The 20,915-nt window shown below is 61.7% G+C and carries 21 protein-coding genes and 2 tRNA genes; 8 read left to right on the forward strand and 15 right to left on the reverse strand.

What is annotated here, in order from left to right; all coding sequences use genetic code 11:
- Nucleotides 1-10: 10 nt before the first annotated feature.
- The gene (locus tag ACZ5RT_RS08930) at nt 11-1,477 is read right to left on the reverse strand and encodes a flagellar hook-length control protein FliK (protein ID WP_464452223.1); all 1,467 of its coding nucleotides are present in this window, start codon (nt 1,475-1,477) and stop codon (nt 11-13) included.
- A gap of 233 nt (nt 1,478-1,710) precedes the next feature.
- Between ACZ5RT_RS08930 and flhA the strand changes: the two genes are divergently transcribed.
- The 7 genes from flhA to fliS all read left to right on the forward strand — a co-directional run bounded on the left by flhA (nt 1,711) and on the right by fliS (nt 8,606).
- A complete protein-coding gene (gene flhA / locus ACZ5RT_RS08935) occupies nt 1,711-3,828 on the forward strand; it encodes a flagellar biosynthesis protein FlhA (protein WP_422171402.1) in 2,118 nt (705 codons plus the stop codon).
- A gap of 6 nt (nt 3,829-3,834) precedes the next feature.
- Nucleotides 3,835-5,313, forward strand: a complete 1,479-nt coding sequence (locus tag ACZ5RT_RS08940) for a hypothetical protein (protein WP_464452224.1) — start codon at nt 3,835-3,837, stop codon at nt 5,311-5,313.
- A complete protein-coding gene (locus tag ACZ5RT_RS08945; RefSeq protein WP_291929673.1) occupies nt 5,306-6,130 on the forward strand; it encodes a MinD/ParA family protein in 825 nt (274 codons plus the stop codon). The genes ACZ5RT_RS08940 and ACZ5RT_RS08945 overlap by 8 nt, the downstream gene beginning before the upstream one ends.
- A 5-nt stretch (nt 6,131-6,135) precedes the next feature.
- Nucleotides 6,136-6,846, forward strand: coding sequence for an RNA polymerase sigma factor FliA (gene fliA / locus ACZ5RT_RS08950; RefSeq protein WP_464452225.1), 711 nt, complete (start codon nt 6,136-6,138; stop codon nt 6,844-6,846).
- Nucleotides 6,847-6,863: 17 nt separating this feature from the next.
- Nucleotides 6,864-7,436, forward strand: a complete 573-nt coding sequence (locus ACZ5RT_RS08955; protein WP_464452226.1) for a hypothetical protein — start codon at nt 6,864-6,866, stop codon at nt 7,434-7,436.
- A gap of 5 nt (nt 7,437-7,441) precedes the next feature.
- Nucleotides 7,442-8,092: a hypothetical protein gene (locus tag ACZ5RT_RS08960; RefSeq protein WP_464452227.1), complete on the forward strand. Its 651-nt coding sequence runs from the start codon at nt 7,442-7,444 to the stop codon at nt 8,090-8,092.
- A 91-nt stretch (nt 8,093-8,183) separates the two neighbouring features.
- Nucleotides 8,184-8,606, forward strand: a complete 423-nt coding sequence (fliS, locus tag ACZ5RT_RS08965; protein WP_464452228.1) for a flagellar export chaperone FliS — start codon at nt 8,184-8,186, stop codon at nt 8,604-8,606.
- A gap of 26 nt (nt 8,607-8,632) precedes the next feature.
- Here the strand turns inward: fliS and ACZ5RT_RS08970 are convergent.
- The 10 genes from ACZ5RT_RS08970 to lexA form a co-directional block, all read right to left on the reverse strand.
- Nucleotides 8,633-8,709, reverse strand: a tRNA-Arg gene (locus ACZ5RT_RS08970).
- Between the two features lie 105 nt (nt 8,710-8,814).
- Nucleotides 8,815-8,891, reverse strand: a tRNA-Pro gene (locus ACZ5RT_RS08975).
- A gap of 189 nt (nt 8,892-9,080) precedes the next feature.
- Complete coding sequence (locus tag ACZ5RT_RS08980) at nt 9,081-10,340, reverse strand: acyl-CoA dehydrogenase family protein (RefSeq protein ID WP_416560921.1); 1,260 nt, start codon at nt 10,338-10,340, stop codon at nt 9,081-9,083.
- 42 nt (nt 10,341-10,382) lie between these two features.
- Nucleotides 10,383-11,468 carry a phosphotransferase gene (locus ACZ5RT_RS08985; RefSeq protein WP_416560922.1) on the reverse strand — a complete coding sequence of 362 codons (1,086 nt, stop codon included), beginning with the start codon at nt 11,466-11,468 and terminating at the stop codon, nt 10,383-10,385.
- A 64-nt stretch (nt 11,469-11,532) separates the two neighbouring features.
- Complete coding sequence (locus ACZ5RT_RS08990) at nt 11,533-12,252, reverse strand: Crp/Fnr family transcriptional regulator (protein WP_108426112.1); 720 nt, start codon at nt 12,250-12,252, stop codon at nt 11,533-11,535.
- Between the two features lie 57 nt (nt 12,253-12,309).
- Nucleotides 12,310-13,089 carry an oxepin-CoA hydrolase, alternative type gene (locus ACZ5RT_RS08995; protein WP_464452229.1) on the reverse strand — a complete coding sequence of 260 codons (780 nt, stop codon included), beginning with the start codon at nt 13,087-13,089 and terminating at the stop codon, nt 12,310-12,312.
- A 24-nt stretch (nt 13,090-13,113) separates the two neighbouring features.
- Nucleotides 13,114-14,634 carry a 3-hydroxyacyl-CoA dehydrogenase gene (locus ACZ5RT_RS09000; protein WP_464452230.1) on the reverse strand — a complete coding sequence of 507 codons (1,521 nt, stop codon included), beginning with the start codon at nt 14,632-14,634 and terminating at the stop codon, nt 13,114-13,116.
- 137 nt (nt 14,635-14,771) lie between these two features.
- The gene (locus tag ACZ5RT_RS09005; RefSeq protein WP_464452231.1) at nt 14,772-15,779 is read right to left on the reverse strand and encodes a D-2-hydroxyacid dehydrogenase family protein; all 1,008 of its coding nucleotides are present in this window, start codon (nt 15,777-15,779) and stop codon (nt 14,772-14,774) included.
- Nucleotides 15,780-15,836: 57 nt separating this feature from the next.
- The gene (locus ACZ5RT_RS09010; protein WP_464452232.1) at nt 15,837-16,175 is read right to left on the reverse strand and encodes a hypothetical protein; all 339 of its coding nucleotides are present in this window, start codon (nt 16,173-16,175) and stop codon (nt 15,837-15,839) included.
- 120 nt (nt 16,176-16,295) lie between these two features.
- On the reverse strand, nt 16,296-16,967 hold the full coding sequence (gene lexA / locus ACZ5RT_RS09015) for a transcriptional repressor LexA (protein WP_108426116.1): 672 nt from the start codon (nt 16,965-16,967) through the stop codon (nt 16,296-16,298).
- A gap of 75 nt (nt 16,968-17,042) precedes the next feature.
- Here lexA and ACZ5RT_RS09020 point away from each other — a divergent pair, with 75 nt between their 5' ends.
- Nucleotides 17,043-18,011: an asparaginase gene (locus ACZ5RT_RS09020; protein WP_422171412.1), complete on the forward strand. Its 969-nt coding sequence runs from the start codon at nt 17,043-17,045 to the stop codon at nt 18,009-18,011.
- A 63-nt stretch (nt 18,012-18,074) separates the two neighbouring features.
- Here ACZ5RT_RS09020 and adk read toward each other — a convergent pair whose 3' ends face one another.
- From adk to lpxK, 4 genes are all read right to left on the reverse strand, one after another.
- The gene (adk, locus tag ACZ5RT_RS09025; protein WP_416560929.1) at nt 18,075-18,731 is read right to left on the reverse strand and encodes an adenylate kinase; all 657 of its coding nucleotides are present in this window, start codon (nt 18,729-18,731) and stop codon (nt 18,075-18,077) included.
- A gap of 123 nt (nt 18,732-18,854) precedes the next feature.
- Nucleotides 18,855-19,631 carry a 3-deoxy-manno-octulosonate cytidylyltransferase gene (kdsB, locus tag ACZ5RT_RS09030; protein ID WP_464452233.1) on the reverse strand — a complete coding sequence of 259 codons (777 nt, stop codon included), beginning with the start codon at nt 19,629-19,631 and terminating at the stop codon, nt 18,855-18,857.
- Between the two features lie 9 nt (nt 19,632-19,640).
- Nucleotides 19,641-19,847, reverse strand: a complete 207-nt coding sequence (locus ACZ5RT_RS09035; protein WP_108426120.1) for a Trm112 family protein — start codon at nt 19,845-19,847, stop codon at nt 19,641-19,643.
- Between the two features lie 52 nt (nt 19,848-19,899).
- Nucleotides 19,900-20,913, reverse strand: a complete 1,014-nt coding sequence (lpxK, locus tag ACZ5RT_RS09040) for a tetraacyldisaccharide 4'-kinase (protein ID WP_464452234.1) — start codon at nt 20,911-20,913, stop codon at nt 19,900-19,902.
- Nucleotides 20,914-20,915 lie beyond the last annotated feature (2 nt).

The raw sequence follows: 20,915 nt of genomic DNA on the forward strand, positions 1-20,915 counted from the left end.
TGATTGCGTGTCAAACCAGTACATCCCAGCCGTCTTGTCCCATTTTCATGCGCGGGGCGTTGACGGCAGAGGTGGTCGTGGATTCTGAAGCGTTGACGCCGGTATTTGTCGATTTTGACATTTGTCCGGGTGTCGACTCTCCGCCACGTTGTCGGGTTTGCCCATCACCTACCTGCATGGAAGCAACATCCATGCCCATTTGATTGAGCGTCTCTTTGAGTTTGGCCATGCCGTCTTGCAGCAGTTCTCGCGTCATGGCTTGCGGGGCTGTGAAAACCGCATCCAGCTCACCACTGCGCATGCGCATCTCGACCTCGATGTGGCCCAAGGTGGCGGGCCGAAGCGAGAGTTTGAGGTGCCATTGCCCTTTTTCGATCTCGGACAGGATGCGCTGGCCCACCGCCTGGCCCATTTTTTCGGCCAGGTTCTGTACGTTTTCGCTGCGTTGTGCCAAGGCGGCGTCGGGTGCGGAGGCGCTGGCGTCGGCATTCTGGGCCTCCTGGCGGGCTGCAGCCGCCGGGTCCAGGCGGTGTGAGCCATGGCCAGACAAAGGTGTGGGGGCGGCGCCTGCAGTGGCCGAGCCACCGCCTTCAGCCATGCTCTGGCTCAGGCTTTCCAGCAGCTCGGGGCTGGCCACCTCGCTCAGGTCCAGTTCGCTCAAAGCCACAGCACCGGGGGTGCTCACGTTGTCCTTGGGCTGGGTGGGGGCGAGGCCATGGCGCAGCATCCAGATGGCTGCCGGAGGGGGTGGGGGCATCATCTGGAGCGTCACTTTCGTGGCATCGGGGGCCGCTTCAGTGCTTGGGCTGGTGATGCGGGCTTTTTCGGTGGCTTGGCTCATGACCCACAGGGCAGCGCTGTTCAAGCCGCTGACCAATGCGGGCGTGTCGGGCTTGAGCGTTGCACCTGTTTTCATGGGTTCACCGGGTAAGCTGGCGGCAGCATCTGTCGCAAGAGTCTTGGATGATACGTCCAAAGTATTCATTAATGAGGCTTGTGGCAAGCCTGTCCCCAGGCCTTTGATGCCTTCGATGCCCTCGATCCCCATGGGGCCGCCTGAGGCCCCCAGGCCGTTGACTGGCTCAGGTCGCGCCAGTGGGGGCGTGACAGGCGCTGTGCCCATGAGCCATTGCACTGCGGTTTCGTCCAGACCTTGCGACCTTGCAAAGGCTTCGAGGCTTTGCTCGTCGGGGGCGGTGGTGTCTGCGGTGATCACATTCAAGTGGGGGCCCAGATGAACGGCTTTGAGCGCGTCCCCCCCGAAAGTGGTGCCGAAGCCGGGCAGCATGGCTGTGCCATCGGCCAAGGTTTGCCCGGAAGGGGGCACAGGCGTCTCTTTCAGCGGGCCCATGACGTCCGACATCACCTGGCCGAATTCGGTGCTGTCCCGGGGTGCGGCAGACTCGTTCTTGGGTCCGAAATCGTTCGGGGCACTGCTGGAGGCGCGGCTGGCGGTGTCTGTCAGGGCGAAGGTCATGGGCGTGGCGTCTGGTCAGGGGTTTCACGGGTGGATGTGGCGCAGACGCAGCGGCCATTTTTTGCCGTTTGCGCCTGTGATCACCTGATTGAGCAAGTTGCGCACCAGCTTTGCAGGTGAACGCAGCCGGAGTCGGGGGCGGGGTGTCGGTTGGTGTGGCATGCACCTTGCTTCATGGTGTTGAAACTTTTACACCCCGACCCTCTGTTCACTCTGTCAGCGCCCATTTTCAAATGACCACATTGACCCTGTCAGCCATCCGACAGAACTTTGCCCGCTTCGATCTGGCGGGTTTGGGTTTGCCCGCATTGGTCCTGTTGATCATGGCCATGTTGGTGGTGCCGCTGCCCCCCTTGCTGCTCGACATCCTTTTTACGTTCAACATCATGATCGGCCTGGTGGTGATCATGATCGCGATCGGCACCCGCAAGCCGCTGGAGTTTTCGTCTTTCCCCTCGGTTTTGCTGTTTGCCACCATGCTGCGTCTGGCCTTGAACGTGGCCTCGACCCGTGTGGTGCTGGTCAACGGTCACGAAGGCCCGGAAGCGGCCGGCAAGGTGATCGCGGCGTTCGGCGAGTTCGTGATCGGCGGCAACTATGTGGTGGGTTTCATCATCTTCGTGATCTTGATGATCGTGAACTTCTTTGTGGTGACCAAGGGTGCCGGCCGTGTCTCAGAGGTCAATGCCCGTTTCACCCTGGACGCGATGCCCGGCAAACAAATGTCGATCGACGCCGACCTGAACGCCGGGGTGATCGACCAGGAAACCGCCAAAAAACGCCGCGAGGAGCTGGCGCAGGAGTCGGACTTCTTCGGCTCCATGGACGGTGCCTCCAAGTTCGTCAGCGGCGACGCCATGGCGGGCCTCTTGATTTTGATCATCAACATCGTGGGTGGTCTGGCGATTGGCATCGGACAGCACAACCTGTCGGTGGGCGATGCCAGCCGCATTTATGTGCTGCTGACCATTGGCGATGGTCTGGTCGCACAAATCCCTTCTTTGTTCTTGTCGCTGGCCACCGCCATCATCGTGACCCGGGTGACCACCTCCGAGTCGATGACCGAGCAGGCCACCACGCAGCTGTCGAACGTGCCGGCCCTGTTCATTGCGGCCGGTATCTTGACCATTTTGGGCTTGGTGCCGGGCATGCCGCACCTGGTCTTTTTGACCCTGGCGGCCGCTACGGCCGGGGTGGCTTTCATGGTCATGCGCAAACAAATGCTGCTGGAGCAAAGCTCGGCCGCTCCGGCTTTGCCCGTGAACGAAGCCCCCAAAGAGCTGGACTGGGACGATGTGGAGCAGGTGGATTTGATCGGTCTGGAGATCGGTTATGGCCTGATTCCGCTGGTCAACGTCGAGTCGGGTGGTCAGCTGATGACCCGCGTCAAGGGCGTGCGCAAGAAACTCTCGGCTGAGTTGGGCTTTCTGGTGCAACCGGTGCGCATCCGCGATGCGCTCAATCTGGAGCCCGACGCCTACCACATTGTTTTGAATGGTGTGGTGCGCGGCCGTGGCGAAGTCAAGGTCGGCCGCGAGTTGGCCATCAACCCGGGCAAGGTGTACGGCAAAGTCGAAGGGCAGGCGACCAAAGAGCCCGCCTTCGGTCTGGAGGCTGTCTGGATCGAGCCCGCCTGGCGCGACCAGGCCCGGGCGCTGGGCTACACCGTGGTGGACCCCAGCACCGCCATTGCGACCCACATGAACAAGGTCTTGCGCGACAACGCCTCCGAACTGATGAGCCACGACGAAGCCCAGAAGCTGCTGGACAAACTGGCCGCCAAATCCCCCAAGCTGGTGGAAGAGCTGGTGCCTGCCAAACTGTCCTTGGGCGTGGTCACACGCACCTTGCAAAACCTGCTGCAGGAATCGGTGCCAATCCGCGACATGCGCACCGTCGTCGAGGCCCTGACCGAAGTCTGCGGCCGAACGCAAGACCCCGACCAATTGACCCAGTTGGTCCGCCCCAAGCTGGGCCGCATGATCGTGCAAAGCCTGACCGAGAACCGCGACACCTTGTCGGTCCTGACGCTGGACCCTCAGCTGGAGCAGCTGCTGCACAACGTATTGCAGCAAAACACCAACTCGGCCGGCATGGTGCTGGAGCCAGGTTTGGCCGAAAGCCTGTTTACCGCGTTGCGCGAGAGCGCCCGGGCCACCGAAGAGCAGGGGCTGCCCGCGGTGCTCGTGGTCTCGCCCGCCATCCGGCCCTGGATGTCCCGTGCCGTGCGTTACCGCGTGAACGACCTCACGGTGCTGTCCTACAGCGAAATTCCGGACGATCAGGCCGTCAAGGTGATCAACACCGTGCAAGCCGATCCGCGCAGCAACCCTTCTGTTACCCAAGCCTGATAAATCATGGAACTCAAACGCATCATCGCCCGTGACAGCCGCTCAGCCAACGAGAAAGCCATTCAGATGTATGGCCCCGATGTGCTGATCATTTCAAGCCAAAGGGTCGACCAGCAGACCGAACTGATCGTGGCGGTCGACGTGGCCAGCGAAGCGGTGCAGCCCCCAGCCAACGCGTCGTCTGCGCTCACATCCCCGGCGCAGGACGTGTCCTTCCAGGCGGACAAAGACGCGTCTTTGCCTTTTGCCGAGGTGTTTCAAAACGCAAATTCACAGGCCGCCACAGACCTTGCGCAAGAGAACATGGCGCAAGAAGCCGCCGACCTGGATTTGCAGACGGCGCAGGAAGCTTTTCGTGCACGCAGCCTGCCTGCCCAGCCTCAGGCTGTGGTCACGCCGGCCCCGGCGCCGGGCGAGGCCGCCCTGCACCCAGCGGCCATCCAGGCGGCGCGTTATGAACAGCAACGCAGCCAGGAAATCGTCGAAATGCTGCGCCAGGAAATGTCGGCTTTGCGCAAAGAGTTTGCCTTATCGCGCCAAATGCAACCTTGGCAAGCCGCACAGGGCTTGTCGCCCGATATCCAGAAGTTGACCCTGGCCATGCACGAAGTGGGCATGCCGGTGGCGCTGCGCAGTTTGCTGACCGACAGCATCCAGGGCCTGGAAACCCTGGGGGAGGCCTGGCCTGTGGTCGAAGGCCTCTTGACCGACGCCATCAGCCGCCCGGCCATGAAGGTGCCCGATGTGGGCGTGCATGCCTTGTGCGGGCCTTCGGGCGCGGGCAAAACCTCGATGCTGGGCCGATTGGCCTACGCCGCAGCCCAAGCGCACGGCGCTGAAAAGCAGGTCATGATCAGTTATGGCGACCAGCGCCCCGGTGCCTGGTCGCAAATCCAGTTGTTGGCTTCGCAAGCGGGCGCCGCGTGCTATCGCGCCGCTGACCTGGCCATGCTGCAGACCTTGCTCGACGAGCTGCAAGGCAAAACCATCTGGATCGACACGCCCGGCACCGATTTTGCAGTCCACGCCCAGCAGTTGAAACAGTCTTTTTCGGCCCTGGGCATCCATGCGGTCTTGCCTGTTGATGCTACAGTGACCAGTGTGCAAAAAATCCTCCAGAATTCAGACATGCGCTGGGCTTCCCTGATGCTCACCAAAGTGGACGAAGCGGCCTACCCATGGCCTTTGATCAAGGGTCTTTGCGACCAGCCCTTGGCCGTCTCCTGCATGGCCGAAGACAGCAAAATCAACGTGCCACCCCTGCGCTTTGGCGCCGAGCGTCTGGTTGGTCTGGCCATGACGCCCTTGCAGGCCTTGTTGCCCGAGATCGTGCATGTGCAAGCCGCTGCCCAGCCTGCCAAGGCCGCGCGCAAACCCCGTGTCAAAAAAGAGGTGGCCTTGGCCCCTGAAGTTCAACCCAAGACCCGTGCCGTCAGGCCACGGGCTGTGACGGCCAAGTCGTCTGCCAAAGCTGTTCATGGATAAAAAAAGTTTCCCCCAAGTCATCGGTGTCGCCAGCGGCAAAGGGGGGGCCGGTAAAACCACCGTGTCGATCAATTTGGCTGTGGCTTTGGCCATGCGCGGCCACAAGGTGATGCTGCTGGACGCCGACCTGGGCATGGCCAATGCGCAGATCGCGCTGGGAGCGCATGCGCCTTTCAACATCAGCCATGTGCTCAACGGCAGCAAAACCTTGCAAGAGGTGCTGATCACGACCGCGCAGGGCGTGCGGCTGGTCCCCGGTGCTTCCGGTTTGCGCGACATTGCCGCGCTCGATTCGGCGCAAATTGCCACCATGATCCATGCGTTTGACACCTTGGACGAACCCGTCGATTACCTGGTCGTGGATGTCGCAGCGGGCATTGCGCCTGCCGTGTTGGAGTTCATGGCCGCTTGTCAGCGCCGCTTTGTGGTGGTGTGCGACCAGCCGTCCTCGATCGCCGACGCTTATGGTTTGATCAAGGTCATGGCCACCGAGCAGTCCCTGGACGAGATTTACCTGATTCCCAACATGGTCGGCAGTGCCCATGAAGGACGCCAGCTGTACAGGCGCCTGAACGATGTGTGTACCCGTTTTCTGGGGGTGTCCATCCGTTACTTGAACGCCATCGAGGGCGATGAGTTGGTGCTGCAGGCCTTGCGCAAATACCAGTCGGTGCTCGATTACGCGCCCGGCAGTGCCGCTGCGCGGGATTTCCGTGCGCTGGCCGAAGCGGTGACCCAATTGCCACCGATCCAGTCGGCATCCGGGCGGATGCAGTTTTTCATGGAGCGCATGCTCCGTGTTCCAGTGGGTGGGTGAGGCGCATGAGCAGCAACGTCTCCTTGTACGAAGAGGTCGGTAACCGGCACGAATCGCTGATCCTGGCACACATGCCCATGGTCAAGCGGGTGGCTGTGCACCTGAAGGCCCGTTTGCCGCCATTCATGGAGCTGGATGAGCTGGTTCAGGTGGGCATGGTCGGTCTGATCGAGGCCGCCCGGTCTTTTGACCCCACCAAGGGTTTTGAATTCGAGCATTTCGCACTCAGCCGGGTGCGCGGGGCCATCCTGGACGAAGTGCGCAGGCAATCTTTTCTGCCGCGCTCGGCCGTGGCGTTCAATAAAAACGAGAACGAAGCCGTGCACGTTTTGGCCGCCGAGCTCGGGCGTGCCCCCACCCAGGCCGAATTGGCCTTGTACATGGGCAAGGACATCGAGGAATTCCACAAAGAGCGGGGGCAGGCCAAGCGTTTTGAGACCTTCTCGATGGAAGTGGTCAACGACGAGGTCATGAGCATGCCCGGCGACAGCGCCATGCAGCCCGAGGTCATGGTGGAGGAGGCCGAGTTCATGGAGGCCGTGGTCCAGGCCATTGACCAGTTGCCTGAGCGCGAGCGCATGGTCATGTCGCTTTATTACGTCGAAGAACTCAATCTCAAGGAAATTGGCGAGGTTTTGGGGGTCAGCGAGTCCAGGGTGAGTCAAATTCTTTCTGCAGTGGTGAAGAAATTGCGGCAAAATCTGCAAATATCATAAATTCACCAAAAACCTTGATGCTCAGCATTTTCAACCGCAGCAACCCCGCAGACGAAATGAAGCGTGCAGTCGCCGCCTTTGAAAAGGTGACTTCACTGGCATCCGATTCCCGCGAGGCGCGCAGCCTGCGCATGCGCATGGGCATGATCTGTCGAGCTCACCTGGACAAAACATTTGTGGCCGGGGCCGAACAAACATCGGCTTGGCAAGAGCTGGCCCGGCTGGCGCTGGTGGCCGGCAAGCCTGTGCCTGAGCCCCCGACGCCCTCCAAATTTCAAAAAATACGCGCGGGTGAGTCGGACATTTATGCTTATTTGCCTGAAGAGTACGTGACCGAAGCCTTCGCTTTGGGCGCACGCTACCAGAAGATGGACCTGTCGGCGCCCAAAGCCATCGAGGCCATGCAGGCCCTGGCCAACCAGATCAGTTACTACGAGCTGAGACTGGAAGAGCCGTTTCAGGTTCTGAGCTTCCTGCGCGACGAGCTGGCGGCGCAAGCGGCGTTGGAGGAGGCCGAGCAGGGTTTGACCCCAAACCCGGCGTCAGCTGATAATCCCTTACCCCCCCCAGGCAGCCCTTCTGCCCTTTGAACCCCATGGAAGCCTTGGTCAACGCCCTGATGGCGATCGGCTTGCTGCTGATCCTGATACTGGTCATCTACCTGATTGATCGGGTCAATGCCATTGAAAAAGAGACCCGCAAGGTGATGACGTCCATCAACGAGAAGTCGGCGCGTGCAGCGACCCCGTTCATGGGCTTGTCCTCCAAAAAGCTGTGGGATGCCATGACCGGCAGAACCACCGAGGGGCTCGATGCCGAAGCCATTGCCGAGTTGCGAAGCCAGTACCAGGTGGTGCTGTCCAAGCACATCGAAGCCCTGTACCAAGAGGGCTTCAAGGATGGGCAGCGTGGCTTGTCGGGCGAGCCCAAGAACACCAAGCAGATTTCCACCTCCAAGGGGCTCGTCGAGTCGTGGATGCCATCGGCCCAAGCCAACGCTTTGTACCAATGTGGTTTGAACGCATCACAAACGCCCGAAGCAGAGTGGGGCCCCATTCGGGCTTCCATGGATGAAGCCGGCCAGTTCTTGATGAGCAAAACCCTGTTGGACACCAGCAGCCCGCTGTCTGACTGGCTCATGCCAGCCCTCCAGCCCGTGGTGGCCGCTGGTGCCGCACAGAGCCCACAGCCTGTGTTGTCTGCAAGCGGTGAGCCGATGGCTCAGCCGGGCGCCATGACGGTTTGAAAGAAAGTGTGCAGATCGTGCGGACCGGACTCAAGTTTTCCGGGATCCCGCCGATTCCTCTGTTACTGAAGTAGTAAAGGGGTTTCTTTCCATGCGTGCCTATTCCAAATTTGCTGAGAGTTATGGTTCTGTCCAAGTCACCACCGGTGTGGCCACGGCGGACAACATTCAGCTGATCCAGATGTTGTTTGATGGCTTGCTGGAGAGTCTGGCGACGGCGACCGGCCACATTCAGAACAATGCCATTGAGGATAAATCCAAGGCTTTGGCGCGTGCAGGCCGCATTGTGGTGGGTTTGCAAGGTGCGCTGGATTTCGAGCGCGGCGGCGAGTTGGCTCAAAACCTGAACGAGTTGTACGCCTACATCACACGTCGACTGTTCCACATCAACGCACACAACGACTTGGCAGCGCTTGAAGAGGTCAAAACCCTGATCAGGGACATCTCGCAAGCTTGGCAGACTTTGCCCAGTTTGTTGGCAGACACTGGCCGCAAGACGCATTACGCCAACTGATGGCACCAGGCTCGGGCATGGCCGATTGGTCTGCCCGACAGGGATCGAACCTGTGACCCACAGCTTAGAAGGCTGTTGCTCTATCCAACTGAGCTACGGGCAGAAGTGTCAAACAATCCAGAAACACAAAAGGCCCTGACGGGCCTTTTTTTGTGAGTTTGTCTGAAAACAGACTTTGGAATCTTCTTGTGGCTGAGCCATCAAGAAATGGTCGGAGCGGCGGGATTCGAACTCGCGACCCTCTGCTCCCAAAGCAGATGCGCTACCAGGCTGCGCTACGCTCCGACTGCGCATATTCTAACCCCCAAATGGCCTGTTTCAGGCCATGGCATTCAAAAAAGTCCGCTGGTCATGCGCAAGAGCCATCGCCAGCGCACTGACAGGGAACGGCCTTGAGCGTGAGGCACTGGAACGATGCCAATCCAGTGAAAACGGCCTGCAGAGCAGGCCGTTTTTCCGGGGGCTGATGGGTGTTCAGCTGCCGCGTGTCACGGGCATGTTGACATCGCCGGGCAAGCTCAACTGCTTGGCCAATTCCAGCTTGGCCAGCGAGTTGCGATGCACCTCGTCTGGACCGTCGGCCAGGCGCAGGGTGCGCTGGTGGGCGTAGGCATAGGCCAGCGGGAAGTCTTGTGACACCCCACCACCGCCGTGCGCTTGAATGGCCCAGTCGATGATCTGGCAGGCCATGTTGGGGGCCACGATCTTGATCATGGCGATCTCGGCCTTGGCCACCTTGTTGCCCACGGTGTCCATCATGTGGGCCGCCTTGAGCGTGAGCAGTCGGGCTTGCTCGATCATGCAGCGCGACTCGGCGATGCGCTCTTGCCACACGGTCTGACGGGCCACTTCGCGGCCAAAAGCGACACGCTCATTCAGGCGTTTGCACATCAGCTCGAGGGCCCGCTCGGCAATGCCAATCGAGCGCATGCAGTGGTGAATGCGGCCAGGTCCGAGGCGACCTTGGGCGATTTCGAAGCCACGGCCTTCGCCCAGCAAGATGTTCTCGGCCGGCACACGCACGTTTTTGAGCACAACTTCCATGTGGCCGTGCGGGGCGTCGTCGTAGCCAAACACCGAGAGGGCACGCACCACGGTGATGCCCGGCGCGTTGGCGGGCACCACGATCATGGATTGCTGCTCGTGACGGCCTGCGTCGGGGTTGGTCTTGCCCATCACGATGTAGACCGCGCAGCGTGGGTCACCCGCGCCGGACGACCACCACTTGCGGCCGTTGATCACGTACTCGTTGCCTTCGCGGCGGATTTCGCACTCGATGTTGGTGGCGTCGGACGAAGCCACATCGGGCTCGGTCATCAAAAAGGCCGAGCGGATCTCGCCGCGCAGCAAGGGTTCCAGCCACTGGTCCTTGAGTTCTTCGCTGGCGTAACGCTCCAGGGTTTCCATGTTGCCCGTATCCGGTGCCGAGCAATTGAAGACCTCGGCGGCAAAAGGCACACGCCCCATGATTTCGCACATGGGCGCGTATTCCAGGTTGGACAGGCCTTGTGGTGCCCGCTTGGACTTGGGTAAAAACAGGTTCCACAGGCCGGCGGCTTGGGCCTTGGGCTTGAGTTCCTCGACGATTTTGGTCGGCACCCAGGCGTTGCCTTTGGCGCGGTTTTCGGCGATCTCTGCAAAGAACCTCGCCTCGTTGGGGTAGATGTGCTCGTCCATGAAGGCGAGCAAGCGGGCCTGCATATCTTTGACCTTGGGGGTGTATTCAAAATCCATGGTCTCTCTCCTAGGGTTGGGATTCGGTTCTTAAAAATGGGGTCACGCTTGGCGGGCAAAGCGCCAGGCCAACTCGGCCATGGGGCGGGCCCCTGCGCCTGAAGTTTTGGCTTGTTCGCTGGACGCAGTACCGTCTTCGACGCGTTTGGCAATGCCTTGCAAGATGGCCGCGATGCGGAACATGTTGTAGGCCAGGTAAAAATTCCAGTCTTTGGCCAAAGCCTCGGGCGTGGTGAAACCGGTGCGCTCGCAATAGCGGCGGATGTATTCGGCTTCAGAGGGAATGCCCAGCGCGGCCAGATCGAGCCCGCCAATGCCGCGGAAGGTACCCGGGCTGATGTGCCAGGCCATGCAGTGGTAGCTGAAGTCGGCCAGCGGGTGGCCCAGGGTGGACAGCTCCCAGTCGAGTACCGCCAGCACGCGGGCTTCGGTGGGGTGGAACATCAGGTTGTCGAGGCGGTAGTCGCCATGCACGATGCCGACCAAAGACTCGTCCTTGGCGCTGTCCGGGATGTTTTTAGGCAGCCATTCGATCAGCTGGTCCATCTCGGGGATGGGCTGGGTGATGGAGGCGGCGTATTGTTTGCTCCAGCGGCCAATCTGGCGCTCGATGTAGTTGCCGGGTTTGCCGTAGCTGGCCAGGCCTTGCTTGGCAAAGTCGACTTTGTGCAACGCCGCCAGCACACGGTTCATCTCGTCGTAAATTTCTCCGCGCTCAGCTGGGGTCATGCCCGGCAGAGACTGGTCCCACAGCACGCGGCCTTGCACGAACTCCATGACATAAAACGCACGGCCAATCACCGACTCGTCGTCGCACAGCACATGCATCTGGGCCACGGGCACGTCGGTGCCGTGCAAGCCTTGCATCACGGCGAACTCGCGTTCGATGGCATGGGCCGAGGGTAGCAGCTTGGCCACTGGGCCGGGTTTGGCCCGCATCACGTATTGGCGTGAAGGGGTGATCAGCTTGTAGGTGGGGTTCGATTGGCCGCCCTTGAACATTTCCACGCTCAAGGGGCCTGCAAAGCCGGGCAGCTTGGCCGTGAGCCAGCTTTCCAAGGCCGGGATGTCGAATGTGTGGGTGCCGGTGACAGGCCGGGTCCCCACGAAATGATCAAAAGCACTCATGGGGTGACCCGTCGAAAATCAAGGGCCGCTGCAGTCAGCGGTGAGATGGAAAAACTGTGGCGCGTCAGTGGTCCGCGTTCACGATCAGCAGCAATGCGTCGCGATCGAGCACAACCAAGCCACCGGGCTCGATGCGGATGATCTGCTCGCGTTCCATTTGCTTGAGTTCCTGGTTGACGCGCTGGCGCGACGCACCCAGCAGCTGGGCCAGTTCTTCCTGCGCCAGTTGCAGGCTGATGCGGATCGCCTTGGCGTCCGACAGACTGGGCACGCCGTAGCTGCGCAGCAAGTGGTTGAGCTGTTTGGCCAGCCGGGCCCGCAAGGGCAGGGTGTTGAGGTCTTCCACCAAGCCATAAAGCTGGCGAATGCGGCGCGACTGCAGGCGCAGCATGGCTTCGTAAAATTCGACGTGCTGCGACAGGATTTTCTTGAAGTCGGCCTTGGCCACGTTGAGCGTGGTCGTGTCGCCGTGTGCATAACAATCGTGCGTGCGGCGGTCCCCGTCGAAGATCGACACATCGCCAAACCAGATGCCCGGCTCCACATAGGTCAAGGTGATCTGCTTGCCCGACACCGAGGTCGAGCTCACGCGGACTGCGCCCTTGGCACAGGCAATCCATTGCTCGGGCGGGTCTCCCCGTGCCGCGAGCATGTCGCCGTCCTTGAAACGTTTGACGTAAGCGCATCGAAGTATGTCGTGACGAAGTGAAGGTGAAAGGGTTGAGAACCAGCGACCACCATTGATCGCCTCTCTTTCCTCCATTGTCAGAATCGGTTCGTCCATGCTCTGTCCTTTGAGTGACTGGGAATCGTTTTTTTGTCGCCTGGGGGACCAGTCGCTTTATTCGTATTCGGGTTTTTGCTTGTTCAGGAATGCAGAAATGCCGATGCCCGCATTGGCGTGGTGCAGGTTTTTCACAAAGTGGTCGCGCTCACGCGCCAGTTGCGCATTGAGGTTGCTGCCGTCGGCATCGCCCAGCAATTCCTTGATGCTGGCCAGCGCATTGGGAGCGCGGGCGTTGAGCTGTTCGCTCAGTTGCAAAGCCTGCTGCAGGGCTTGTCCGGCATCCACCAGTCGATTCACCACGCCCAGCTGCTGCAAACGTTCTGCGCCGATGCGCTCGCCGCACATCAGCAGCTCGGTGGCCAGTTGGCGCGGCACAGCGCGCGACAGACTCCAGCTGCCCCCGCCATCGGGCGACAAGGCAATCGAGCTGTAGGCCATCACGAACACGCTGTTGCGGGCGGCCACGATCATGTCGCAAGCCAATGCCAGCGAAAAACCGGCGCCGGCCGCAGGACCTTCCACCGCCGCAATCACCGGTTTGGGGAAGGTCCGGATGGCTTCGATCCAGTTGTGCAGGCCTTCGATGCTTTGCGCTTGGTGTTCGGGTGGCAACTGGCGGTTGTTTTGCAGGCGCTGCAAATTGCCACCTGCGCTGAAGATGCCGTTGGCCCCGGTGATCACCACGCTGCGCACATCGGCGCTGGATTCGGCCACGCTCAAGGCTTCGACGCCTGCGGCGTACATCTCGGGGCCGAGGGCGTTGCGAAACTCCGGGTTGCTGAGGGTCAAAACCAGGGTCTGGCCTTCGCTGGTGCTGAGCAATTGGGCGGTCATGGGCGTCCTTGGTGTGGGGGCGGGTCAGTCTTCGGTGTGCATCAACGACAGGCCAATAGCCCCACGGCGGCGCAACCAGGGGCTGGGGCGATAGCGTGGGTCACCATAGACCGTTTGCAGGTTGAACAGCACTTCCAGCACATTGGTCGGGCCATAACGGTTGCCCATGGCCAAAGGTCCCAAGGGGTAAGCCAAGCCCAACGTGACAGCCGTTTCCAGGTCTTGCGGGGTGCAGATGCGCTGCTGGCAAATGTCGGAGGCGATGTTCACGATGGTGGCCACCACGCGCTGGGTGACAAAACCGCCGCTGTCGCGGATCACCGATACGGCCTTGCCGTCGCGGGCAAACAGGGCGTGCGCAGCATCGCGCATGTCGGCGCGGGTGGCAGGGTTGGTGGCCAGCACGCGGCGTTTGGTGGCGGCGTCGTCGATCAGCATGTCGATGCCCACCGTGCGGGCTGGGTCCAGGCGTTCGACCACGGCCACCGTGGTGATGTCAAAACCCAAGGGCGCCACCAGGGTCAGCGCCTCAGGCGATGGGGAGGCACCGGTTTCGATTTTGGCACCCAGGTCCTTGAGCAGCTGCAGCAGCTCCATGCGGCGTGCCGCGCGGGGCGAGACCCAAACGGGCGGGATGTTGTCGACCACAGGCACAGGCGGCTCGGCAGGCACTTGGGCCACACCGTCGACGTATTTGTAGAAACCATCGCCGACCTTTTTGCCGACCACACCACCGGCCAGGCGCTGGGCCGTGATCACATTGGGGCGGTAGCGTGGCTCTTCGTAATACTGGTGGTAGATCGCTTCGATCACATGGTGCGAAACATCGAGCGCTGTCAAGTCAAACAACTCGAACGGGCCGAGTTTGAAACCCACCTGGTCGCGCAGGATGCGGTCGATGGTGGCGAAATCGGCAATGCCCTCGCTCACGATGCGCAGCGCTTCGGTGCTGTAGCCACGGCCCGCGTGGTTGACGATGAAGCCGGGGGTGTCTTGTGCTTGCACGGGCGTGTGGCCCATCTGACGCGCAAAGTCGGACAGGCGCTGGCACACGGCCGGATCGGTTTTGAGACCTGCAATGACCTCGACCACTTTCATGAGCGGCACGGGGTTGAAGAAGTGGTAACCGGCAAACTGGCCAGGGCGCTGCAAGGCGGCGGCAATGGCCGTGACCGAGAGCGATGAGGTGTTGGTCACCAGCACGGCGCTGGGGGCCAGCACTTTTTCCAGATCACTGAACAGGCTTTTCTTGATCTCGAGCTTTTCCACAATGGCCTCGACCACCAGCTCGCAGCCCGCCAGGTCTTGCAGCGTGGCAGCGCCCAGCAGGCGGCTTTTGTGGCCAGCCACAGCTTCGGCCGTCAGGCGGCCTTTTTCCTGCAGCTTGTCCCACTGCTGAAACACCGCGTCGCGGGCTTTGGCGATGGCTTCGGCCTGCGTGTCGTACAGCCAGACCTGGCTGCCTGCTTGTGCGGCGATTTGGGCGATGCCCCGGCCCATGGCGCCGGCGCCGATGATGGCCACTTTGGAGAATGCAAGGGTCATAAAAAAGAAGTCTTAAAGGGATTCAATATGGCATCTAACAATTGCCGCCAGCGGTTTGCAGATTCCGGCTTGTACAGCAGAAGAACACCCAAGATTATGGCCTGAGTTCACCCACCAAAAGGTGTGGGCGTACAGGCTCAGCGACGCACTTGCAGGGCGCCGGGATTGACGATGTTGGTGGGGGTGCCTTTGATGAAATTCACCACGTTGTCGAACGCGGCACCGAAATACAGTTCGTAATTGTTCTTTTCGACATAACCGATGTGCGGTGTGCAAATGCAGTTTTCCAGGCGGAGCAGGGCCGAGCCTTGCAAAATGGGCTCGGATTCGAAGACGTCGATGGCTGCCAAGCCGGGGCGACCGCGGTTCAAGGCACCGATCAGTGCGTTGGGTTCGATCAATTCGGCGCGCGAGGTGTTCACGAACAAGGCAGTAGGCTTCATTCGACCCAGGTCATCGCTTTTGACCAGGCCCTGGGTGGCTTCGTTGAAGCGCAAATGCAGCGACAACACATCGGATTCTTCAAAAAAGGCAACGCGACTGCTGGCGGCCCTGTGGCCATGCTGGACGGCCCGCGTGCGAGACTCGTCGCTGCCCCAAACCATGACATCCATGCCAAAGGCCTTGCCGTATCCGGCCACCAGCTGACCAATCTGGCCGTATCCCCAAATGCCCAGCGTTTTGCCGCGCAGCACGGTGCCCAGTCCGAAATTGGCGGGCATGGAGCCGGCCTTCAGGCCCGATTGCTGCCAGGCGCCGTGTTTCAGGTTGCCGATGTACTGAGGCAGTCGACGGGCCGCGGCCATGATCAAGGCCCAGGTCAGCTCGGCGGGCGCGACCGGAGAGCCGACACCTTCGGCCACGGCCACGCCGCGTTCTGTGCAGGCGGCCAGATCGATGTGCCCACCCACCCGGCCTGTCTGGGCAATCAGCTTCAAGCGCGGCAGTTTTTCGATCAGGGCCCGCGTGAGCTGGGTGCGTTCGCGGATCAGCACGATGATGTCTGCGTCTTTCAAACGCACAGACAGCTGCCCGATGCCCTTGACGGTGTTGGTGTAGACCTTGGCCGGGAAGTTCTCGAGTTTGACTGCGCAGTCGAGTTTGCGCACTGCATCTTGGTAGTCGTCAAGGATCACAATGTTCATCCCTCCATTGTGCCTTGACGAGGCGACCCCTTCAGGTCAGCCGGACGGCATTGGAGGTCAAATGCGGGCCTGTGCGGCTTCCAGTGCGGCCAGGCGGTCCAGTTCGGCGCAGACATCGGCCATGCGCCCTGAAATCACCATGCGACCGGCACCTTTGACCCGTTGATCGCTGTCGGTCACCCGCACAACGCGCAGGGCGGGTGTGGCCACAGCTGGGGTGCGTTGCGGCTGGGGCGCGTTTCGCGCTGCCAGAGGCCCGCACGCTGGCTGGCGTGTGGCCCAGACCGGCCGCAAATAGGCCTTGCTGCGTTGCGGTTTGACCGCAACAGGTGATGCACGGTGGAGACTGGAGAGGCCTTGAAAAAGACCCGAAAAAGCAAGCAGAGCGATTCCCATGTGAAACCTTTCAAAAGCATGGAGGTTGGACACAGGCAGGATTGCTGAAGAAGCCTGTTGCATCAGGGCTGGCAGAACCATGCTGCCAGCGCCCGCCACCTGATGCAACAAGCAGGTGCTTTACATCAGGAGGGTGTTGCGGATCAGGCCCACGGCCAAGCCTTCGATGTCGAAGGGCTCTTCGGGGTTGACCACGATCGTGGGGTAGTCGGGGTTTTCGGGCAAAAGCTCGATGCCGCCGCTGGTCTTGCGAAGCCGCTTGACGGTGACTTCATCGCCCAGCCGTGCCACCACAATTTGCCCGTTGCGGACTTCTTTGGTGGATTTCACGGCCAGCAGGTCGCCGTCCATGATGCCTGCGTCCCGCATGGACATGCCGCGAACGCGCAGCAAGTAATCGGGTGGCTCGGCAAACAAGCTGCTTTCAATTTGATAGGTCCGGTCCACATGCTCTTGCGCCAAAATGGGAGAACCGGCTGCAACACGGCCGACCAGCGGCAAACTCAATTGACCCAAGCCGGGCAGGGTGAGGCTGAACAAGTCGGACGGTGCCCGCAAAGCGCTGCGGTTGCTGCCTTTGAGGCGGATGCCGCGCGATGTGCCGCTGACCAGCTCGATGGCGCCTTTGCGGGCCAAGGCCTTGAGGTGTTCTTCAGCCGCGTTCGCCGACTTGAAGCCCAGCACGCTGGCGATTTCGGCACGCGTGGGTGGGGCACCGGTGTTGGCGATGGTGTTCTGGATCAGTTCCAGAATTTCCTGCTGCCGGGCGGTGAGTTTGGGGCTGTCGGACATGGCGGTCTCCTTGTAGGAAATGGATGAAGCTGTTGTTTCATCCAGTGACTGTATTTTTAACCAGTTTTTAGGGCTGTGCAAGTGGTAGACGCAAAAAAAATTCAAAAAATCGTGGTTTTGGGCACAGGGGGCACCATTGCCGGCACGGCCGCGAGCGCCGCAGACCACACGGCGTACACCGCCGGACAGCTGGGGGTGCAGCAGCTGCTGGACGCAGTGCCGGGCCTGGGTGATGCCCTGCAAGGCGATCAGCTGGTGTGCGAGCAAGTGGCGCAGCTCGACAGCAAGGACATGGACCACGCCACCTGGCAGGTCTTGGCGCAACGTGGTGTCCACTGGCTCGCGCAGGCGGACGTGGGGGGCATCGTCATCACACACGGCACCGACACGCTGGAAGAAACCGCCTGGTTCTTGCAAATGCTGCTGCGCACCCACAAACCGGTGGTGCTGACCTGCGCGATGCGCCCGGCCACGGCGCTCTCGCCCGATGGGCCACAAAATGTGATCGACGCCATCGCTGTGGTACGCGACCCGATGGCTCGGGGGGTGTTGGCCGTTTGTGCGGGGCGCATCCACAGCGCCCGTGACGTGCAAAAAGTCCATCCTTACCGCTTGGACGCTTTCAGCTCGGGCGAGGCAGGACCGCGCGGCTGGGTGGAGCAAGGCGTTGTGCGTTGGACAGACCCGGGCGCTTGGCCAGTGGCGCATGCTCATGCCCAGCTGGCGCTTGGGCAGCCTGCTGCCGATTGGCCTTGGGTCGAGGTCGTGCCCAGCCATGCCGGTGCCGACGCCAGGCAAGTGGATGCCTTGGTGGCTGCAGGTGTGAAGGGGCTGGTGGTGGCGGGCACTGGCAACGGCACGGTGCACCAGGCCCTGTGGGTGGCGCTCGCCCGAGCGCAGGACCAAGGTGTGGCCGTGCGCGTGGCCACCCGCTGCGCCGAAGGCCAGATCGTGGGGCAACCCGCTTTGCAGACAGCCCCACGAGGTCTGAACGCCTACAAGGCGCGGGTGAGCTTGATGCTGGATTTGATGGGCCAGGTCTGACCTCGCCCTGAAAACACAAAGCCCCGCAGGGCGGGGCTTTGTGGGGGTGGCTGAGCTGAAGAATCAGCTCGCCAGCGCCTCGAAAGCACGGGCGGTGATGTCTTCCACGCTGCCTGTGCCTTGAATGGCGCGGTATTTGGGGGCGGCGGCGGGGTCTTGTTTGGCCCAGCCAGAGTAGTAGTCCACCAGTGGGCGTGTCTGGGCGCTGTAAACATCCAGACGCTTCTTCACGGTTTCTTCCTGGTCGTCGGCACGTTGCACCAAGGGCTCGCCAGTCAGGTCGTCGACACCAGCCACCTTGGGCGGGTTGAATTTGACATGGTAGGTGCGGCCAGAGGCGGGGTGGGAGCGGCGGCCGCTCATGCGTTCGATGATGGCATCAAAGGGCACGTCGATTTCGAGCACGTAGTCGAGTTTGACGCCTGCGGCCTTCATGGCATCGGCTTGGGGGATGGTGCGGGGGAAACCGTCAAACAGGAAGCCATTGGCGCAGTCGGCCTGGGCGATGCGTTCCTTGACCAGGTTGATGATCAGGTCGTCGCTGACCAGGCCACCGGACTCCATGACGGCTTTGGCTTGCAGGCCCAGGGGGGTGCCGGCCTTGACGGCAGCGCGCAGCATGTCGCCTGTGGAGATTTGGGGGATGTTGTATTTCTGGCAGATGAAAGTGGCTTGCGTGCCTTTGCCGGCGCCGGGTGCGCCCAACAGAATCAGTCTCATGGGAAGGTCCTTATCGTTAGAAATGGTGTCGGCGGGGCGGGCTCCATGACCGCTGCCGGATTGTTTTTGAGAATATCACGCCAGGCTCAAAGTTGGCTTACGACGCCTACCCTGGTTTTCAATTCAGCCGATCAGGCTGCGCACACGCGCCAGGTCTTGTGGCGTGTCGACGCCGGGGCCGGGGGCTTCGGGCGTCACATGCACCGCGATCCGGTGGCCATGCCACAGGGCGCGCAGTTGCTCGAGCGACTCCATGGTTTCAATCGGGGCGGGCGGCAAGGTGGGAAACAGCGCCAGAAAACCGGCCCGGTAAGCGTAAATGCCAATGTGGCGCAGCGGCGCTGGGCTGGGCAAGGCCTTGAACCCCGAGTCCGCCTGACCCTCGCGCCACCAGGGAATGGGGGCCCGGCTGAAATACAGCGCCATCTGGCGGGCATCCATGACCACTTTGACCACATTGGGGTTGGTGAATTCTTCGACCGAGCCGATCGCGTGAGCGGCCGTGCTCATGCTGGCATCGGGCCGCTCGCTCAGCACGCGGGCCACCTCGTTGATGAGCGCGGGGGGTATCAGGGGTTCGTCGCCCTGCACATTGACCACCACCGCGTCATCGGGCAGGCCCAGCAGCTGGCAGGCTTCGGCCAAGCGGTCGCTGCCGCTCAGGTGGTCTTGACGGGTCAACAGGGCCTGCACGCCGTGGGTCGTACAGGCGGCCACGATCCGTTCGTCGTCTGCAGCCACCACCACTTGGCTGGCCTCAGACTGCAGGGCCCGTTGCGCCACGCGCACCACCATGGGCAATCCGCCGATATCGGCCAAGGGTTTGTCGGGCAGGCGGCTGGACGCCATGCGGGCAGGAATCACCACGGTGAAGCCGCGTGGTGCTGGGGCATCTGTCATGGTCAATTGTCAGAGCGCTGGACGCAGTGCGGCCAGTCGGTCAATTTCTTCGTCACTCAGGGTGCGGGCTTCGTTTTCCAGCAGGATCGGGATGCCCTTGCGCACCGGGTAGGCCAAGCGGGCGCTGCGCGAGAGCAGTTCCTGGCGTTCACGGTCGAAGTTGAGTGGGCCTTTGGTGACCGGGCAAACCAGCAGTTCAAGCAATTTGGTGTCCATGCCGCCAATGATAACGGGACCATGGTCCGCTGTGGGGCGGTACAGGGGGGCGTCAGTGCTGCAAAAGCGCGTCCAGGCGCGCATCCAGGGCTGCCCAAAAATCATTTTCGGGTGTGACCACCAAGGGCACGGCCAGCGCACCGGGTTCATGAGGCCAGAGTTTGGCTGCGTCCTTCTCGGTGCACAGCCAGGTGCGGTCGGGTCGGGCTTGCCAGTCCTGGTAGTCGTGGTGGTCGGGCAGGGCGGTGGTGGTGGCGAGGCTCAGGCCCGATTGGCGCAGCATCTGGAAAAAAGCCTCTGGCCGAGCCAGTCCGGCCACGGCATGCAAGGGGCGCTTGCTCAGTTCGCTCAGCGCCATGCGCTGGCCCGTCGCGGTGATGGCGTGGTCTGCCAGCTGGCGTGTGGCTTGGTATTGGGTGGGCTGGTCCTTATCTGACGCATGAGCCGAACGGGTCGGCCCCGTGTGCAGCACCCAATCGACCCGGCGCGGCCAGGCTTCGCGCAGGGGCCCTGCCGGCAGTAACCAGCCGTTGCCCGTGCCGCGTTCGTCCATCACGCATATTTCGAGGTCGCGGGCCAAGGCCAGGTGCTGCAAGCCATCGTCGCAAATCAGCACTTGCACCCCCGGGTGTGCTTGCAACAAGCCCAGTGCCGCATCGGCCCGGGCCCGCGCCACCCAAACGGGCACGCCCGTGGCTTGGTGGATCAGCAAGGGTTCGTCCCCCACGTCCAGTGGGTGGCTGTCGTGCGTCACGGCCCGCGCGTCATGCGTTCGGCGTCCATGCCCGCGTGAGATCACCCCGACCTGCAATCCCCTGGAGTGCAAGTGCTTGGCCAAGGCGATGGTCACAGGCGTTTTACCTGCACCGCCCGCCACCACATTGCCCACCACGATGACCAGAGCGGGGACGCGCCGGCTTTTGAACAGGCCCCAGGCGTAGGCCATGCGCCGCAGCCCCATGAGTGCGCCATACAAGGCCGCCAGCGGGCGCAAGGCCCAGGCGAGTGGACCTCGCCGCAACCAGATGCGGGGCAAAAGTTGGTGGAGGTAGGCGGACAGGCCCATGC

It is taken from the genome of Limnohabitans sp. TEGF003 (assembly GCF_055395455.1).

Excerpts from the sequence above, each read along its gene's own strand:
- ACZ5RT_RS08930 (WP_464452223.1), bottom strand. The coding sequence starts at position 1,477 with ATGACCTTCGCCCTGACAGACACCGCCAGCCGCGCCTCCAGCAGTGCC.
- flhA (WP_422171402.1), top strand. The coding sequence starts at position 1,711 with ATGACCACATTGACCCTGTCAGCCATCCGACAGAACTTTGCCCGCTTC.
- ACZ5RT_RS08940 (WP_464452224.1), top strand. The coding sequence starts at position 3,835 with ATGGAACTCAAACGCATCATCGCCCGTGACAGCCGCTCAGCCAACGAG.
- ACZ5RT_RS08945 (WP_291929673.1), top strand. The coding sequence starts at position 5,306 with ATGGATAAAAAAAGTTTCCCCCAAGTCATCGGTGTCGCCAGCGGCAAA.
- fliA (WP_464452225.1), top strand. The coding sequence starts at position 6,136 with ATGAGCAGCAACGTCTCCTTGTACGAAGAGGTCGGTAACCGGCACGAA.
- ACZ5RT_RS08955 (WP_464452226.1), top strand. The coding sequence starts at position 6,864 with ATGCTCAGCATTTTCAACCGCAGCAACCCCGCAGACGAAATGAAGCGT.
- ACZ5RT_RS08960 (WP_464452227.1), top strand. The coding sequence starts at position 7,442 with ATGGAAGCCTTGGTCAACGCCCTGATGGCGATCGGCTTGCTGCTGATC.
- fliS (WP_464452228.1), top strand. The coding sequence starts at position 8,184 with ATGCGTGCCTATTCCAAATTTGCTGAGAGTTATGGTTCTGTCCAAGTC.
- ACZ5RT_RS08980 (WP_416560921.1), bottom strand. The coding sequence starts at position 10,340 with ATGGATTTTGAATACACCCCCAAGGTCAAAGATATGCAGGCCCGCTTG.
- ACZ5RT_RS08985 (WP_416560922.1), bottom strand. The coding sequence starts at position 11,468 with ATGAGTGCTTTTGATCATTTCGTGGGGACCCGGCCTGTCACCGGCACC.
- ACZ5RT_RS08990 (WP_108426112.1), bottom strand. The coding sequence starts at position 12,252 with ATGGACGAACCGATTCTGACAATGGAGGAAAGAGAGGCGATCAATGGT.
- ACZ5RT_RS08995 (WP_464452229.1), bottom strand. The coding sequence starts at position 13,089 with ATGACCGCCCAATTGCTCAGCACCAGCGAAGGCCAGACCCTGGTTTTG.
- ACZ5RT_RS09000 (WP_464452230.1), bottom strand. The coding sequence starts at position 14,634 with ATGACCCTTGCATTCTCCAAAGTGGCCATCATCGGCGCCGGCGCCATG.
- ACZ5RT_RS09005 (WP_464452231.1), bottom strand. The coding sequence starts at position 15,779 with ATGAACATTGTGATCCTTGACGACTACCAAGATGCAGTGCGCAAACTC.
- ACZ5RT_RS09010 (WP_464452232.1), bottom strand. The coding sequence starts at position 16,175 with ATGGGAATCGCTCTGCTTGCTTTTTCGGGTCTTTTTCAAGGCCTCTCC.
- lexA (WP_108426116.1), bottom strand. The coding sequence starts at position 16,967 with ATGTCCGACAGCCCCAAACTCACCGCCCGGCAGCAGGAAATTCTGGAA.
- adk (WP_416560929.1), bottom strand. The coding sequence starts at position 18,731 with ATGAGACTGATTCTGTTGGGCGCACCCGGCGCCGGCAAAGGCACGCAA.
- kdsB (WP_464452233.1), bottom strand. The coding sequence starts at position 19,631 with ATGACAGATGCCCCAGCACCACGCGGCTTCACCGTGGTGATTCCTGCC.
- ACZ5RT_RS09035 (WP_108426120.1), bottom strand. The coding sequence starts at position 19,847 with ATGGACACCAAATTGCTTGAACTGCTGGTTTGCCCGGTCACCAAAGGC.
- lpxK (WP_464452234.1), bottom strand. The coding sequence starts at position 20,913 with ATGGGCCTGTCCGCCTACCTCCACCAACTTTTGCCCCGCATCTGGTTG.